The sequence below is a fragment of the Martinezella lusitana genome (assembly GCF_014207095.1).
GTDB classification, from domain to species: domain Bacteria; phylum Pseudomonadota; class Alphaproteobacteria; order Rhizobiales; family Rhizobiaceae; genus Rhizobium; species Rhizobium lusitanum_B.
The window spans coordinates 33,815-49,126 of the sequence record NZ_JACHBG010000014.1 but is presented as its reverse complement, the minus strand read 5'-3'; the positions used below and the strand labels follow the sequence as shown (position 1 = coordinate 49,126).

General features: G+C 60.1%; 11 protein-coding genes. 7 read left to right on the top strand and 4 right to left on the bottom strand.

The window, feature by feature from the left end:
* Positions 1 to 82: 82 nt before the first annotated feature.
* From glmU to GGD46_RS23175, 4 genes are all read left to right on the top strand, one after another.
* Positions 83 to 1,450 (top strand): bifunctional UDP-N-acetylglucosamine diphosphorylase/glucosamine-1-phosphate N-acetyltransferase GlmU, encoded by a 1,368-nt coding sequence (gene glmU, locus GGD46_RS23190; RefSeq protein WP_184708385.1) that lies wholly within the window; start codon positions 83 to 85, stop codon positions 1,448 to 1,450.
* A gap of 113 nt (positions 1,451 to 1,563) precedes the next feature.
* The gene (gene glmS, locus GGD46_RS23185) at positions 1,564 to 3,390 is read left to right on the top strand and encodes a glutamine--fructose-6-phosphate transaminase (isomerizing) (RefSeq protein WP_184708383.1); all 1,827 of its coding nucleotides are present in this window, start codon (positions 1,564 to 1,566) and stop codon (positions 3,388 to 3,390) included.
* A 176-nt stretch (positions 3,391 to 3,566) separates the two neighbouring features.
* Complete coding sequence (locus GGD46_RS23180) at positions 3,567 to 4,271, top strand: DUF502 domain-containing protein (protein ID WP_184708381.1); 705 nt, start codon at positions 3,567 to 3,569, stop codon at positions 4,269 to 4,271.
* Positions 4,272 to 4,666: 395 nt separating this feature from the next.
* Positions 4,667 to 6,100, top strand: a complete 1,434-nt coding sequence (locus GGD46_RS23175; RefSeq protein WP_246806456.1) for an esterase-like activity of phytase family protein — start codon at positions 4,667 to 4,669, stop codon at positions 6,098 to 6,100.
* Between the two features lie 42 nt (positions 6,101 to 6,142).
* On the opposite strand, the gene recG is transcribed toward GGD46_RS23175, so the two are convergent.
* Positions 6,143 to 8,248, bottom strand: a complete 2,106-nt coding sequence (gene recG, locus GGD46_RS23170; RefSeq protein ID WP_184708377.1) for an ATP-dependent DNA helicase RecG — start codon at positions 8,246 to 8,248, stop codon at positions 6,143 to 6,145.
* A 173-nt stretch (positions 8,249 to 8,421) separates the two neighbouring features.
* Here recG and GGD46_RS23165 point away from each other — a divergent pair, with 173 nt between their 5' ends.
* Positions 8,422 to 8,736, top strand: a complete 315-nt coding sequence (locus GGD46_RS23165; protein ID WP_047633467.1) for a succinate dehydrogenase assembly factor 2 — start codon at positions 8,422 to 8,424, stop codon at positions 8,734 to 8,736.
* Positions 8,733 to 12,233: a transcription-repair coupling factor gene (gene mfd / locus GGD46_RS23160; protein WP_184708375.1), complete on the top strand. Its 3,501-nt coding sequence runs from the start codon at positions 8,733 to 8,735 to the stop codon at positions 12,231 to 12,233. The genes GGD46_RS23165 and mfd overlap by 4 nt, the downstream gene beginning before the upstream one ends.
* Positions 12,234 to 12,322: 89 nt before the next feature.
* On the opposite strand, the gene GGD46_RS23155 is transcribed toward mfd, so the two are convergent.
* Positions 12,323 to 12,739, bottom strand: coding sequence for a RidA family protein (locus GGD46_RS23155; protein ID WP_184708373.1), 417 nt, complete (start codon positions 12,737 to 12,739; stop codon positions 12,323 to 12,325).
* Positions 12,740 to 12,903: 164 nt separating this feature from the next.
* On the opposite strand from GGD46_RS23155, the gene GGD46_RS23150 reads away from it, so the two are divergent.
* Entirely contained in the window at positions 12,904 to 13,497 is a 594-nt protein-coding gene (locus GGD46_RS23150) for a TetR/AcrR family transcriptional regulator (protein WP_184708371.1), read from the top strand.
* A gap of 76 nt (positions 13,498 to 13,573) precedes the next feature.
* Here the strand turns inward: GGD46_RS23150 and ubiA are convergent, their stop codons facing one another.
* Both ubiA and GGD46_RS23140 read right to left on the bottom strand, forming a co-directional pair.
* Entirely contained in the window at positions 13,574 to 14,488 is a 915-nt protein-coding gene (ubiA, locus tag GGD46_RS23145; RefSeq protein WP_184708369.1) for a 4-hydroxybenzoate octaprenyltransferase, read from the bottom strand.
* Positions 14,489 to 14,628: 140 nt separating this feature from the next.
* The gene (locus GGD46_RS23140; protein WP_184708367.1) at positions 14,629 to 15,300 is read right to left on the bottom strand and encodes a DsbA family oxidoreductase; all 672 of its coding nucleotides are present in this window, start codon (positions 15,298 to 15,300) and stop codon (positions 14,629 to 14,631) included.
* Positions 15,301 to 15,312: the final 12 nt, after the last annotated feature.

Sequence of the window (15,312 nt, the reverse complement as noted above, 5' to 3'; positions counted from 1 at the left end):
GTAGTGCCCTGCTTGAACAGTTGCTATGAGAAGCTTGCGACCAGCAATGGGCCGCGCATGACCGTGTATCTCGGAGCTTGAAATGGAACGCACCTGCCTCGCTATCATCCTCGCCGCCGGCGACAGCACCCGCATGAAGTCGTCGATGTCGAAGGTGCTGCATCCGATCGCGAGCCGGCCGATGATTGCCCACGTCATGGACGCAATCGCCAAAACCGATATTTCGACGGCGGCGCTGGTCGTGGGGCGGAATGCTGACGAGGTCAGCGCCGCGGCATCGATTGGCGGCATCGCAGTCGAATCATATCTGCAGAAGGAACGCTTGGGCACAGGCCATGCCGTTCTGGCGGCGCGCGAAGCGATTGCTCGCGGATATGACGATATTCTCGTTGCCTATGGCGATGTGCCGCTGCTGACCGATGCTCCGCTTCGCGCCGCCCGGCAGGGATTGGCCGACGGCAACGACGTCGTCGTCATCGGCTTTCACACCGACAATCCGAATGCCTATGGCCGGCTCCTGGTCAAAGACGGCGAATTGATCGCGATTCGCGAGGCGAAAGATGCGACCGATGCCGAGCTGGCGATAACCTGGTGCAACAGCGGCCTGATGGCGATCAATGGCCGCAAGGCGCTGGACCTGCTCGACCACATCGGCAACAACAATGCCAAGGGCGAATATTACCTGACCGATCTCGTCGAAATCGCGCGTTCGCTCGGCGGCCGCGCCGTGGCCGTCGATGCGCCGGAAGTCGAGATGACCGGCTGCAACAATCGCGCCGAGCTCGCCTTCATCGAGCGCCTCTGGCAGGAGCGTCGGCGCCACGAACTCATGCTCTCGGGCGTCACCATGATTGCGCCGGAGACCGTGTTCCTGGCCTACGACACCGTCATCGGCCAGGATGCACTGATCGAGCCGAATGTCGTATTCGGTCCTGGCACCGTCATCGATGGCGGAGCGATCATTCATGCCTTCTCGCATATTGAGGGTGCGCATGTCAGTGCTGGGGCCACGGTCGGGCCGTTTGCGCGCTTGCGCCCTGGGGCCGATCTCGCCGCCGGCGCCAAGGTCGGCAATTTCTGCGAAGTCAAGAACGCCAAGATCGCCGAAGGCGCCAAGGTCAATCATCTGGCCTATATCGGCGATGCGACGATCGGTGCCCACAGCAACATCGGCGCGGGCACGATCACCTGCAATTATGATGGGGTCAACAAGCACGAGACTCACATCGGCGCGAATACGTTCGTCGGATCCAACTCGTCGCTCGTGGCGCCTATTCGCATCGGCGATGGTGCTTATATTGCCTCCGGCAGTGTCATCACCGATGACGTTCCTGCCGACGCTCTGGCCTTTGGGCGGGCTCGTCAGGAAGTAAAGCCGGAGCGAGCCAATCTCATCCGCGAGCGAGCCCTGGCCATCAAGGCAGCAAAGAAGGGCGGCGGTAGCCACTAGCCCTACGTTTCTCGCGTAACGGTCCGAAATCGAAAGTGACCGTTATGCCAATTGAGAAAATTTTAGGAACAGGTAGGACTTGCCCTCAAATCTGAGGTCAGACGGAGAGTTGTATGTGCGGTATTGTTGGGATTGTCGGAACGAAGCCGGTTGCGGATCGCTTGGTGGACGCGCTGCGCCGCCTCGAATATCGCGGTTATGATTCCGCCGGCGTTGCGACCATCCATGAGGGCGTGATGGATCGCCGCCGTGCGGAAGGAAAGCTTTTCAATCTGGAAAAGCGCCTGGAAACGGATCCTCTGCCGGGCACGACCGGTATCGCCCATACACGCTGGGCAACCCATGGCGTTCCGAATGAAACCAATGCGCATCCGCATTTCGTCGAAGGCGTTGCCGTCGTCCACAACGGCATCATCGAGAATTTTTCGGAATTGCGCGAAGAATTGAAGGCTGAGGGCAGGGTATTCTCGTCGCAGACGGATACCGAAGTCGTGGCGCATCTCCTGGCGAATTACATCCGCGATGGCCTCGACCCGCGCGCTGCCATGCTGAAGATGCTCAATCGCGTCACCGGCGCCTATGCGCTGGCCGTCATGTTTCAGAACGATCCCGGCACGCTGATGGCGGCACGCTCGGGCCCGCCGCTTGCCGTCGGTCACGGCAAGGGCGAAATGTTCCTCGGTTCGGATGCCATTGCGCTTGCGCCGTTTACCAACGAGATCACCTATCTCGTTGACGGCGATTGCGCCATCGTCACGCATAGCGGCGCGACCATTCTCGATTTTAACGGCAAGGAAGTGAAGCGGCCGCGGCAGATTTCCCAGGCGACTGCCTACGTTGTCGACAAGGGCAATCATCGCCACTTCATGGAAAAGGAAATCTACGAGCAGCCGGAGGTCATCTCCCACGCGCTGAGCCACTACGTCGATTTCGCCAGCCATCGCGTGCACTCCGACGTGTCGGCTATCGACTTCGGGAAAGTGTCGGGTCTGGCGATCTCCGCCTGCGGCACCGCCTATCTTGCCGGCCTGATCGGCAAATACTGGTTCGAGCGCTATGCGCGCCTGCCGGTCGAAATCGATGTCGCCTCCGAATTCCGCTATCGCGAAATGCCGCTGCAGTCTTCGCAGGCTGCGCTGTTCATTTCACAGTCCGGCGAGACGGCCGATACGCTGGCATCGCTGCGCTACTGCCGTGATCATGGCCTGAAGATCGGCGCCGTCGTCAACGTCAAGGAATCGACCATCGCCCGCGAATCCGACGCGGTCTTCCCGATCATGGCCGGCCCGGAAATCGGCGTTGCCTCGACAAAGGCCTTCACCTGCCAGTTGGCCGTTCTTGCATCACTGGCGATCGGCGCCGGTGTCGCTCGCGGCACTATCAGTGCCGAGGACGAGAAGGAGCTGGTGCACCATCTCATCGAGATGCCGCGCATCATGGCCAATGTTCTCAATCTCATTCAGCCGCAGATGGAAAGCCTGTCGCGTGAGATTTCGAAGTTCAAGGATGTGCTCTATCTCGGTCGCGGCACAAGCTTCCCGCTCGCTCTGGAAGGCGCGCTGAAGCTGAAGGAAATCTCCTATATCCATGCAGAGGGTTATGCGGCCGGCGAACTCAAGCATGGACCGATCGCACTGATCGACGAGAACATGCCCGTCATCGTCATCGCTCCGCATGACCGCTTCTTCGACAAGACGGTTTCCAACATGCAGGAAGTGGCAGCACGCGGCGGACGAATCATCTTCATTACCGACGAAAAGGGTGCTGCAGCGTCCACGCTGCCGACGATGGCGACGATCGTTCTGCCCATGGTGGACGAGATCATCTCACCGATCATCTTCTCGCTGCCGATTCAGCTGCTTGCCTATCACACCGCTGTCTTTATGGGCACCGATGTCGACCAGCCGCGAAATCTCGCCAAGTCGGTGACGGTGGAGTAGACTTCTGTTCCTGTCGTCACCCGGCATCACGTCGTCGTGAGCCGCATCTCCGTGAAGCCCGGCGGCATGACTGCCGGGTTGTGTGCCGCATGGATTTCTGGCACTTTCCTTAGAGGAGAGGTGGGGAGGACTTGGCCGATAGCGGTAGGTGACGGAACGGAGTTTTCGAACGGCGAATGACTGAAAAACTCATCAAAGCGTCCGTACCGACGCGGATCAGAAACAATTTTCTGGCCGGCCTGATTATTTGCGCACCCATAGCCATTACGCTCTGGCTGACATGGTCAGTCGTTCATTGGGCGGATAGCTGGGTGCGACCATACATCCCCGCGCGCTATGATCCGGAAAGCTATCTGAACTTCGCAGTTCCCGGCACCGGGCTGGTGATTGCGATGATCTTCATCACGCTGGTGGGGTTCCTTGCCAAGAACCTGATCGGTCAAAGCATCGTCCGTTTCGGCGAGTCGATCGTCAATCGCGTGCCTCTCGTGCGGACGATCTACAAGAGTGTCAAGCAGATCTTCGAAACGGTACTGAAGGAGCAAGGTACATCCTTCAAGAAGGTCGGGCTTATAGAATATCCAAGCCCCGGTTTGTGGTCGATGGTATTTATTTCGACGGATGCCAGAGGCGAGATCGCCTCGAAGTTCAATGCCATGGGCAAGGATATGGTGGCGGTCTTTCTGCCGCCGACGCCGGTGCCGACGGCTGGCTTTCTGGTTTTCGTTCCCCGCGAAAAAATTACCGTGCTCGACATGAGCCCGGAGGATGGCGCCAAGCTTCTGATATCGGGCGGCCTGGTCGCACCGGAGTATAAGGATGCACTTGTGGCAGCCAAAGGCCTGTTGCCGACACCCGTTCCGGTGAAGTCGCTGACCTAGCGCATTTCCGTTCTAAGCATAGCCGCGAGAATACTCCATCTCTCCGCCTTCAAACAGTTTCTGACGCGAAATCGCTCCGCAGTCTTGTTGGAGCCGTCGTGAGGCCGCTTCCTAGCGGCGGGTGATTGGGAAGTTTCGCGCATCGCGCGAGCTGTCATGCGCCTATCATGTTGACGCCTTAGACCCTCGTTGGGGACAAGCGATCGGATGCATTTCATCATTGATCGCTCGAAGCTTCGATACCGGGCAAATGCATTTCGGTGGGGTTCTTGGACCAGCCCGAAGATGGACGTCGTTGTCTCCAGAATAGTTTTCATCCGGAGGATATTGTTTTGAGATATACGCGTTCGACAAGCTTGTCGTTGTTGTCGGCAACGCTTGCGACATTCGTTTTCATGGCTCCGGTGGCAGCCTTTGCCGATACGTCCGTAACCGTCGGCGGCGCGGCGATCGTCAACAAGGGGCGCGTCGCCATTGGCCGCATCCCTGCCAATCAGCGCGACAAGTTCGGCGAAACCTTTGGTTCCGGTTCGGGCATGTCGATCGATACCAAGAGCTGGACCCGCAACGCCGATGGCACCTACAAGGGCTCGCTGTGGCTATTGCCGGACCGTGGCTACAATGTTGCCGGCACCACCGATTATCGCGCGCGTCTTAACACCATAGATATCAAGCTGACACCGGTTGCTCCCGGCGCAACTCCACCAGCCGGCAAGGAGCAGTTGGGCGTCGAAGCCAAACTCGCCGACACGCTGCTGTTGAAAGACAACAAGGGCAACGACACCACCGGCCTCGATCCGGCAAACGGTGTTCGTAATCCAGAAGGTGCCATACCACTTTTGCCGCAAGCGCCGAACGGCAAGATCTCGATCGACAACGAAGCCATTGCCCGGCTGCCCGATGGCTCGATGTTCATCAGCGATGAATACGGACCTTACATCTACCGCTTCTCGGCGGATGGACGGATGATTTCGGCCACGGCCCCGCCGGCCGCGTTTCTGCCGATGCGCCGCGGCACGGTGAACTTCTCCTCGAACAATCCGGGCCCCGGCGAATCCGCCCCGGATCCGAAGGACCCGACGAGCGGGCGCCAGAACAACCAGGGCTTCGAGGGCATGTCCCTGACCCCGGACGGCAAGTTCCTGATTGCGGTGCTCCAGTCCGCGACGCGCCAGGATGGCGGCGATTCCAGCTCGACGCGCCAGAACACGCGCGCCCTGGTTTACGAGGCTACCGATCTCGACCATCTGAAACTGGTGCATGAATATGTCGTGCCTCTGCCGGTCTTTACCAATGACAAGGGCAAGACGGCCGTCGCCGCCCAGAGCGAAATCGTAGCACTTTCGCCGACAAGCTTCCTGATGCTCGCTCGCGACAGCAACAACGGCTACGGCCAGAAGGGCGAAAAGTCGATCTATCGTAGCATCGTTGCCGTCGATGTGTCCGCAGCCACCGACATTGCCGGCGGCAAGTTCGACGGCGATACGGCTGTCGCTCCGAAGGGCGTTCTCGACCCCTCAGTCAAGCCGGCTATCCTCAGCCAGTTCATCGACATCAACGATGCCGCCGATCTCGCCCGCTTCGGCCTCCACAACGGCGCTCCGAACGATCGCAACAATCTCTCGGAAAAATGGGAAGCCATGTCGCTCGCTAGCGTCCAGGACCCGAAACTGCCGGATGACTATTTCCTGTTCGTCGCCAACGATAACGACTTCATCACCCAGGACGGCTTCCAGGTCGGCGCTGCCTACAAGGATGATAGTGGCGCCGATGTCGACACGATGTTCCAGGTGTTCCAGGTCACTATTCCAGGCCTATCCGCCAAGTAATTTCATGAGACACGGATGGGCGCGGTCACCGCGTCCATCCAATTATCCGGCCCGCAGGAACCGGATCGCTTCGTCGCGGCGGAAGAGGTAGAGCAGGGTGCGCACCGCCACGCCGCGCTCGCTGGTCAGCTCCGGATCCCGTTCGATCAGATAGGCGGCATCCTTGCGGGCGATTTCCAAGAGGTCGGCGTGCGCCTCGAGGCTGGCAATGCGGAAGCCGGGCGTGCCGGACTGGCGCGTGCCGAGAAGCTCGCCTTCGCCGCGCAGCTTCAAGTCCTCCTCGGCAATGCGGAAGCCGTCCTCGGTCTCGCGCATGATCGACAGCCGCGCATGTCCAGTTTCGCCGAGCGGCCCTTTGTAGAGCAGGATGCAGGTGGAGGCTTCGTCGCCGCGGCCGACGCGCCCACGCAGCTGATGCAGCTGCGCCAGGCCGAAACGCTCGGCATGCTCGATCACCATGATCGTCGCATCCGGCACATCAACACCCACTTCGACGACGGTCGTGGCGACCAGCAGGCGAATTTCGCCATTCTTGAAGGCCATCATGACGGCATCCTTTTCAGGACCGCTCATCCGACCATGGATGAGGCCGATGCCTGGACCGAGCGCCTTGGTGAGAGTCTCATGACGTTCCTCGACGGACATTAAATCGGATTCTTCGGATTCTTCCACAAGTGGGCATATCCAATAGGCTTTTTTGCCTTCAGATAATGCACTTCGGAGGCGGGCGACGATATCGCCGGTTCGCTCGTTCGGGATGGTGATCGTCTGGATCGGCTTGCGGCCCGCCGGCTTTTCGGTGAGTTTGGAAACGTCCATGTCGCCGAAGGCGGCCAGCACCAGCGTCCGGGGTATCGGCGTTGCGGTCATGACGAGCATATGCGGCGAGATGCCCTTCGCGGTCAGGCGCAGGCGCTGGTGGACGCCGAAGCGATGCTGCTCGTCGACGACGGCAAGCATGAGATTGGCGTAGCCGACGCTGTCTTGGAACAATGCATGCGTGCCGATGACGATCTGCGCTTCGCCGGAGGCGATGCGTTCCAAGATCGCATCGCGCTCCCGGCCCTTCGTGCGGCCTGTGAGAACTTCGACGGAAAGATTTGTACTTGCTGCGAATTTCGAGATCGTCGCATAGTGTTGACGTGCCAAGATTTCGGTCGGCGCCATCAGCACGGCCTGGCCGCCGCTTTCGATGACGGCGGCTATCGCCATCAAGGCAACTAGCGTCTTTCCAGCACCCACATCGCCCTGCAGTAGCCGGAGCATGCGTTCCGTGCCGGCCATGTCCTTGAGAATATCGGCAACAGCATCCCGCTGGCTGTTTGTCATCGAGAAAGGCAGGGATTCCAATATCTTGTTGCTGATTTCTCCAGTGGCATGCACGGGTTGCCCCGCCACCTTGCGCAGCCTTTGGCGTACGAGAGAGAGCGACAGTTGCCCCGCGAGGAACTCATCATAGGCAAGCCGGCGACGGGCCGGCGCCTGCGGATCGATATCGGTGGCGTCTCGCGGCGCATGCAGCATGTGGAAGCTGTCGGAGATCGAGGGAAAGCCCTGTTTCTGCGTAAGCGCGATGTCATCCCATTCGGGCAGTTGCGGAATGCGTGGCAGCGCCGCCTCGATGGTCTTGCGAAGGAATTTCGGCGTCAGGCCTGCGGTCAGCGGGTAGACCGGTTCGACCAGCGGCAGGTTTTCTGCCTCGCTCTCGCGCATGATATAGTCGGGATGCACCATCGACGGGCGGCCATTGAACCAGTCGACCTTGCCGCTGACCGTGACAGTCTCGTCGACAGGCAGTTGCTTTTCCAGCCATTGCGCCTTGCCGCGGAAGAAGACCAGCGCAAGCTCGCCGGTCTCGTCATGCAGATAGACGCGGTAGGGCACGTTGCTGCGAGCATTGGGCGGCGGCTGATGCCGGTCGACACGGCCGGTAATGGTGACGATGGCTCCCTGCGGTGCTCTGGCAATACCCGGTTGCTCGCGCCGGTCTATGATCGAATGCGGTGCGTGGAAGATGAGGTCGACGACACGGCAGTTGTCGATCGTCTCTCGGTCGAGCAGCTTCACCAGCAGCTCGGATACCTTCGGCCCGACGCCGGGCAGCGAAGAGATGGAGGCAAACAACGGGTCGAGGATGGCGGGACGCATGGCGGGCAAAATGCGACGGGCAGGGCGCATTTGGCAAGGGCTGGCGGAGAACTCGGCGTCATTGCGCCGAACACTCCCCGGAAAATTGCATCGCAGACGCTTTTTTCTGAAAAACCGGTTCCCACCTTACAACGCTGGTTTTATAGAGACGCATCAACATAAAGGTGTTTTTGATGACTGGGCTGACCCTCAGCAGTGCCGATCTCGATCCTCGCCGCCGGCGCATCCTTTTCCGCTGTTGGCATCGCGGCATCCGCGAGATGGATCTGGTCTTCGGCCAGTTTGCCGACAATGAGTTGCCAAACCTCCCCGAGGCGGATCTCGATGAGCTCGAGCGCATCATGGCCGAGGAAGACAATGATCTCCTCAAGTGGATTCTTGGGAGCGAGCCGACGCCGCAGCATCTGCAGACGCCTCTCTTCGAGCGCCTGGCATCGTATAAGCCAGATTTCGAAGAGATCGCCGAAAGGTTTGGATTGACGAAATGATCCCCGGTTTTGACGCGAAGAAGGTGCTCGCCGCAAGCGAGCCGCTGACGGTCGGTCATGTGCCGGCCGGCATGGAGCCATTCCTGCTTGCGGACCTGGCGCGAGCCGGCCAGCCGGTCGCCTATGTCATGTCCGACGGTCAGCATATGGCTGATGTCGAACAGATGCTCGGCTTCATCGCGCCCGAAATACCGGTTCTCACTCTACCCGCCTGGGATTGCCTGCCCTACGACCGCGTCTCGCCGAGTTCCGATACTTCGGCCCGCCGCCTGGCCGCACTCTCTGGCCTCATTGCGCATCATCGCAAGCCACATGCGGCAATCGTGCTTGTCACGGTCAATGCCATGCTGCAGAAGGTCGCGCCGCAGGACGTGATCGAAAGCCTGGCGTTTTCCGCCCGCCCCGGCAATCAGGTGCGGATGGATGATATTGCCAGCCGTCTGGAGCGCAACGGTTTCGATCGCGTCGCGACCGTGCGCGAAGTCGGCGAATTTGCCGTCCGCGGCGGTATTCTCGATGTCTTCGTTCCGGGCACGGAAGAGCCGGTTCGCCTGGACTTCTTCGGCGATACGCTGGAAAGCATCCGCAGCTTCGATCCGGCGAGCCAACGCACGACCGGGCAGGTCCGCTCGCTGGATCTCAATCCGATGAGCGAAGTGACGCTGACGCCGGATACGATCAGCCGCTTCCGCAAGAATTATCTCTCTGCCTTCGGCGCCGCCACGCGCGACGATGCGCTCTATGTCGCCGTGTCTGAGGGGCGCCGCTATGCCGGCATGGAGCATTGGCTACCGCTTTTCTACGAAAAGCTCGAAACGGTATTCGACTATCTTAAAGGCTTCCAGCTGGTTACGGATCACACCGTTCGCGAGGCTGCTGAGGAACGCTCCAAGCTCGTCTTCGATTACTACGACGCCCGCTTGAATTCCGGCCAGCAGGGCAAGGGCCAGATGGCCCAAGGTACGCCCTACAAGCCCGTGACGCCGGGGCAACTCTATCTTGACGGCAAGGCCTTCGGCAACGCGCTCGATGCCTTCGACGCTATCCGCATCTCTCCCTTCAATGAGCACGAGGGCGAGGCGCGCCGCGTCATCAGCCTTGACGCTCGTCAAGGGCCGCGCTGGGCACGCTCTGCCACTGAGAGTGCCGACAGCGAGCGCGTCAACGTCTTCGACGCCGTCGTAAAGCATATCGCCGAAAAGCGAGCCTCGGGCGGCAAGGTGCTGATTTCGGCCTGGACTGAGGGTTCTCTCGACCGCCTTCTGCAGGTGCTCTCCGAGCACGGGCTGGCGCGCGTCAAGACGATCGAGGCTTTCAAGGATCTCGGTGGATTGGCGAAGGGCGAGGCGGCTGCAGCCGTCCTTAGCCTCGAATCCGGTTTCGAGGCAGGCGATCTCATCGTTATCGGCGAGCAGGATATTCTCGGCGACCGCATGGTGCGCCGCTCCAAGCGCCGCAAGCGCGCCGCCGATTTCATCTCGGAAGTGGCCGGTCTCGACGAAGGCTCGATCGTCGTTCACGCCGAGCATGGCATCGGTCGTTTCGTCGGGCTGAGAACGATCGAGGCTGCTGGCGCGCCGCATGCCTGCCTTGAGCTGCGTTACGCCGACGACGCCAAGCTGTTCCTGCCGGTCGAAAACATCGATCTTCTCTCGCGCTATGGCGGCGAGGGCACCGAGGCCCAGCTCGACAAGCTCGGCGGCGGCGCTTGGCAGATGCGCAAGGCCAAGCTCAAGAAGCGCCTGCTCGATATGGCCGGCGCCTTGATCCGGGTCGCGGCCGAACGCCTGACACGCCACGCACCGGTGCTCAGTACGCCGGATGGTCTCTACGACGAATTTGCCGCGCGATTCCCCTATGACGAGACAGACGACCAGATGAACGCCATCGAGGCGGTGCGCGACGATCTCGGCGCCGGCCGACCGATGGACCGCCTCGTCTGCGGCGATGTCGGTTTCGGCAAGACGGAAGTGGCGCTGCGCGCCGCCTTCGTCGCCGCCATGAACGGCGCCCAGGTCGCCGTCGTGGTGCCGACGACGCTGCTTGCCCGCCAGCATTTTAAGACCTTCTCCGAGCGCTTCCGCGGCCTGCCGATCCGCGTACAGCAGGCATCCCGGCTGGTCGGCGCCAAGGATCTGGCGCTCACGAAGAAGGAAGTGGCAGAAGGCAAGACCGACATTGTCGTCGGCACGCATGCGCTGCTAGGCTCCGGCATCAGTTTCGCCAATCTCGGCCTGCTCATCATCGATGAGGAGCAGCATTTCGGCGTCAAGCACAAGGAACGCCTGAAGGAACTGAAGAGCGACGTGCATGTGCTGACGCTGTCGGCGACGCCGATCCCGCGCACGCTGCAGCTTGCCATGACGGGTGTGCGCGAGCTGTCGCTCATCACCACGCCGCCGGTCGACCGCATGGCGGTGCGCACCTTCATCTCGCCCTTCGATTCCCTTGTGATCCGCGAAACGCTGATGCGCGAGCATTATCGCGGCGGACAGAGCTTCTACGTCTGCCCGCGGCTTGCCGATCTCGCCGATATCCACGCCTTCCTGCAGTCGGATGTGCCGGAGCTGAAGGTGGCGGTCGCGCACGGCCAGATGCCGGCCGGCGAGCTGGAAGACATCATGAACGCCTTCTATGAGGGCCGTTACGATGTGCTGCTATCGACGACCATCGTAGAATCCGGCCTTGACGTACCGACCGCGAACACGCTGATCGTCCATCGCGCCGATATGTTCGGCCTTGCCCAGCTCTATCAGCTCCGCGGCCGTGTTGGCCGTTCCAAGGTGCGCGCATTCGCGCTCTTCACCCTGCCGGTCAACAAGGTTCTGACGACGACGGCGGAGCGCCGGCTGAAGGTGTTGCAGTCGCTCGATACGCTCGGCGCCGGCTTCCAGCTGGCCAGCCACGATCTCGATATCCGCGGCGCCGGCAATCTGCTCGGCGAGGAACAATCGGGCCATATCAAGGAAGTCGGATTCGAGCTTTACCAGCAGATGCTGGAAGAGGCGGTTGCCGAGGTCAAGGGCGTTGACGAGATCCAGGATACCGGCTGGTCGCCTCAGATCTCCGTAGGCACGCCTGTCATGATTCCCGACGCCTATGTACCGGACCTGCATCTGCGCATGGCGCTCTATCGCCGTCTCGGCGAGATTACCGAAATCAAGGAGATCGACGGCTTCGGCGCCGAAATGATCGACCGCTTCGGCCCCTTGCCGATCGAGGTGCAGCACCTCCTCAAGATCGTCTACATCAAGTCGCTCTGCCGCATCGCCAATGTCGAGAAGCTGGACGCCGGCCCGAAAGGCGTTGTCGTGCAATTCCGCAACAAGGAATTCCCGAACCCGGCCAATCTCGTCGGCTATATCGCCAAGCAGGGGACGATGGCGAAGATCCGTCCCGACCATAGCGTCTTCCTGACCCGCGACCTGCCGACGCCGGAAAAGCGGCTGCAGGGCGCGGCAGTTGTCATGACGCAACTGGCGGAACTGGCGAAGTAGGAGAGGCCGCTTCGTTCTGCGGCCTTTGCCAAAGAGCATTTCGGCCCCGGCGGCTACCTGCTGCGCCGGGCCGAAATCCGTCGTGCGTTTCATGCCGCCTGAGAGCGATGAGCTGCATCAGGAACGCGCGCTATAACCTTGATTTCAAAGTCGAAACCCGCCAGCCAATTGACGCCTATCGCCGTCCAGTTCGGGTAGGGTGCTTCATTGAAGATACTGTTCTTGACAGCCATGATCGTTCCGAACTGGTTTTCCGGATCGGTGTGGAACGTGGTGACGTCAACAATATCGTCAAAAGTGCAGCCGCCTGCCTCCAAGGTTGCCCGTAGGTTGTCGAAGGCGAGCTGGACTTGACGCTCGAAATCCGGCTCCGGGCTCCCATCTGCGCGGCTGCCGACTTGACCAGAAACGAATAGAAGATCGCCGGAACGGATTGCGGCTGAATAGCCATGTTCTTCGTAGAGAGCATGCCTGTCCGCGGGAAAGATCGCATTGCGTTTCGTCATTGGAGCCTGCTTTCGCTTGCGTTGATAGAAGAAATTGAACGGCCGCAATCTTGCGCGGCATTTAAAAGCGCCGTTTTATTTGATATACGGTTCGTATGTGAAATAGCGTCGAGTGCTCTGTGTGTCAATTCAAATACGAAGCGTATGTGAAATTTGAGGGTAGAATGGCCAAACGCCTGGAAACGATGGAAGAGAACCGCAACAAGCTCGTTGCCGCCGCGCGAAAGGCTTTCGCCGATAAGGGATTTGCAGCTGCGTCGATGGACGAGTTGACGGCGGATGTCGGACTGACAAGGGGCGCGCTCTATCACAATTTCGGCGACAAGAAGGGGCTGCTTGCCGCCGTCGTCCATCAGATCGACAGCGAAATGGCCCTACGGGCCAAGGAGATCGCCAGACGAGCAGACGGTAATTGGCAGAGACTGTTGGCGGAAGGCGAAGCCTATATCGAAATGGCTCTCGATCCGGAGGTTCAACGCATTGTCTTGCTCGACGGCCCTGCGGTGTTGGGTGATCCATCGAAATGGCCCAGTCAGAACAGCTGTCTCGCAGCGACCCGGCAGACGGTTTCAGCACTTCTGGAGAGCAAGATTATCAAGCCGCTCGATGAGGAAGCTGCAGCCCGGCTCCTTTCCGGCGCAGCATTGAATGCCGCGCTCTGGGTTGCCGCCAGCGACAGCCCCAAGGAAGTGCTTCCCAAGGCGATAGAGGCGTTCCGGGCGATAGCGTCGGGATTGCTGGCCGCGGAACAAGGCTGACGTATTATTCGCCCGGCAAAGCCGTTGAGCGACGATAGGGAGTTGCAGGCGCGCAATTGCTTTCGTGGCTGCATACTTAAAAAGTGCCGACGAAAGCCGATGCTGCCAGCAAGACGCCCGTCAGGATATTCGCGAGGAATAGCCGGTAGTTGATTTCGGGACGAGCGATATCGAGACGCCAGATCTGCCAGCCAAGGTGCGCGGCGATAACGAGCATTCCGATGCCATAGGCCGGGGACATGCCGACCAACCACCCGCCAACTGACCATGCCGCAAGCGTAAGAGCGTAGAACAGACTAATATAGGTTTTGCCGCGCTTGCCGAAGAGGATCGCTGTGGACTTCAAGCCGAGACGCGTATCATCTCGAACGTCAACATAGGCATAAACGGTGTCGTAGCCGATCTGCCAGGTAATAGCGCCAAGCCACATCAGAAGCGCGCCGGCTGGAATTTCGCCGGTAACTTCCGACCAGGCCATCAGCATTCCCCAATTGAACGCTGCGCCAAGCACTGCCTGAGGCCAATGCGTGAAGCGTTTGCAAAGAGGATAGATGAAGACGAGCGGCAGTACGCAGATGGCGACAAGGCGCGTGAAGGGTGTCAGGAAGAAAAGAAGCGAAGCGGCGAGGGCGAGTTCCGTCACCAGAAACGATACGGCCTGCGGCAAGCCGATCTGGCCGCTCGCCAACGGCCGAAAGCGGGTGCGTTCGACATGGCCGTCGAATTTCCGATCGGCAATATCATTGACGGTCGAACCCGCGCTTCTCATCAGCAAGGCGCCAAGAGAGAAGAGCAACAGATGCGGGAGGTCGGGAAAAGCGTGAGACGCCTGGATAAGCGCCGCCCAGCAGGGAAAAAGCGTAAGCCACGTGCCCACGGGCCGATCCAGACGTGCGAGCCGGGCATAGGGTCGCCATGCCGTTGGCAAATGACGATCCACCCAGTCTCCGAGTTTGATGTCACTTAGGTCCGAGCGGTTGAAAGTATGCATCGTCGAAATCCAGTGGCTGAGTCGATGATGCAAAATAGAGATTTTTGTCTATGCCGCAACGACCGCGAGCAGTGCTGCACTTATCCGGCAGGTAAGGTCGGCGGTCTCCTTTGTGCAATCAAGCTGTCACCGACCGCCGGTCAATTCATCCCGGCCCGAGCTTCGGCCTTCATCTTGGCAATATCGCGCAACGCGCCGGCCAGCACATCCGGCGTCTGAGCGCCGCTTACGGCATATTGTTGGTCGAAGATAAAGAAGGGGACGCCGGTGACCCCGATCTTTTGAGCTGCCTCGATCTCGCCGATAATGAGGTTGCGGTCGGCATCCGAGGCAAGCAGCGTTGCGATGACGGAGCGGTCGAGGCCTGCCTTTTCGGCGATATCGAGCAAAACTGCGTGGTCGCCGACGTTGCGGCCTTCTTCGAAATTGGCCTTGAACAGCGCATCGACGACCTTGTCCTGCTTCTCGCGGCTCTCGGTCACGGCCCAATGAATGAGGCGATGCGCGTCGAGTGTGTTGGGGCCGATCTTGATGGCGTCGAAATCGAACTTGATTCCTACTTCCCGGCCAAGGTCCGTCAGCATCTTGTGTCCTTGCGCAACACGCTCCGCGCCGCCGAGCTTTTGCTCCAGCGCCTTCTTCTGGTCGACGCCTTCGGGCGGATAGTCCGGGTTCAGGCGATAGGGGCGCCAGTTGAGATCGACGCCCACTTCATCCTGCACCTCGGCAATCGCCAGCTCCAGCCGGGCCTTGCCGAGATAGCACCATGGGCAGACGACGTCCGAGACGATGTCGATCGTAATGCGTTCCATGGTTCTTTCCTT

What these genes read in the sequence shown, in the direction of transcription:
- mfd (WP_184708375.1), top strand. Translation starts at nt 8,733, where the DNA reads ATGATCCCCGGTTTTGACGCGAAGAAGGTGCTCGCCGCAAGCGAGCCG.
- GGD46_RS23155 (WP_184708373.1), bottom strand. Translation starts at nt 12,739, where the DNA reads ATGACGAAACGCAATGCGATCTTTCCCGCGGACAGGCATGCTCTCTAC.
- GGD46_RS23150 (WP_184708371.1), top strand. Translation starts at nt 12,904, where the DNA reads ATGGCCAAACGCCTGGAAACGATGGAAGAGAACCGCAACAAGCTCGTT.
- GGD46_RS23140 (WP_184708367.1), bottom strand. Translation starts at nt 15,300, where the DNA reads ATGGAACGCATTACGATCGACATCGTCTCGGACGTCGTCTGCCCATGG.
- glmU (WP_184708385.1), top strand. Translation starts at nt 83, where the DNA reads ATGGAACGCACCTGCCTCGCTATCATCCTCGCCGCCGGCGACAGCACC.
- GGD46_RS23165 (WP_047633467.1), top strand. Translation starts at nt 8,422, where the DNA reads ATGACTGGGCTGACCCTCAGCAGTGCCGATCTCGATCCTCGCCGCCGG.
- recG (WP_184708377.1), bottom strand. Translation starts at nt 8,248, where the DNA reads ATGCGTCCCGCCATCCTCGACCCGTTGTTTGCCTCCATCTCTTCGCTG.
- glmS (WP_184708383.1), top strand. Translation starts at nt 1,564, where the DNA reads ATGTGCGGTATTGTTGGGATTGTCGGAACGAAGCCGGTTGCGGATCGC.
- GGD46_RS23180 (WP_184708381.1), top strand. Translation starts at nt 3,567, where the DNA reads ATGACTGAAAAACTCATCAAAGCGTCCGTACCGACGCGGATCAGAAAC.
- GGD46_RS23175 (WP_246806456.1), top strand. Translation starts at nt 4,667, where the DNA reads ATGGCTCCGGTGGCAGCCTTTGCCGATACGTCCGTAACCGTCGGCGGC.
- ubiA (WP_184708369.1), bottom strand. Translation starts at nt 14,488, where the DNA reads ATGCATACTTTCAACCGCTCGGACCTAAGTGACATCAAACTCGGAGAC.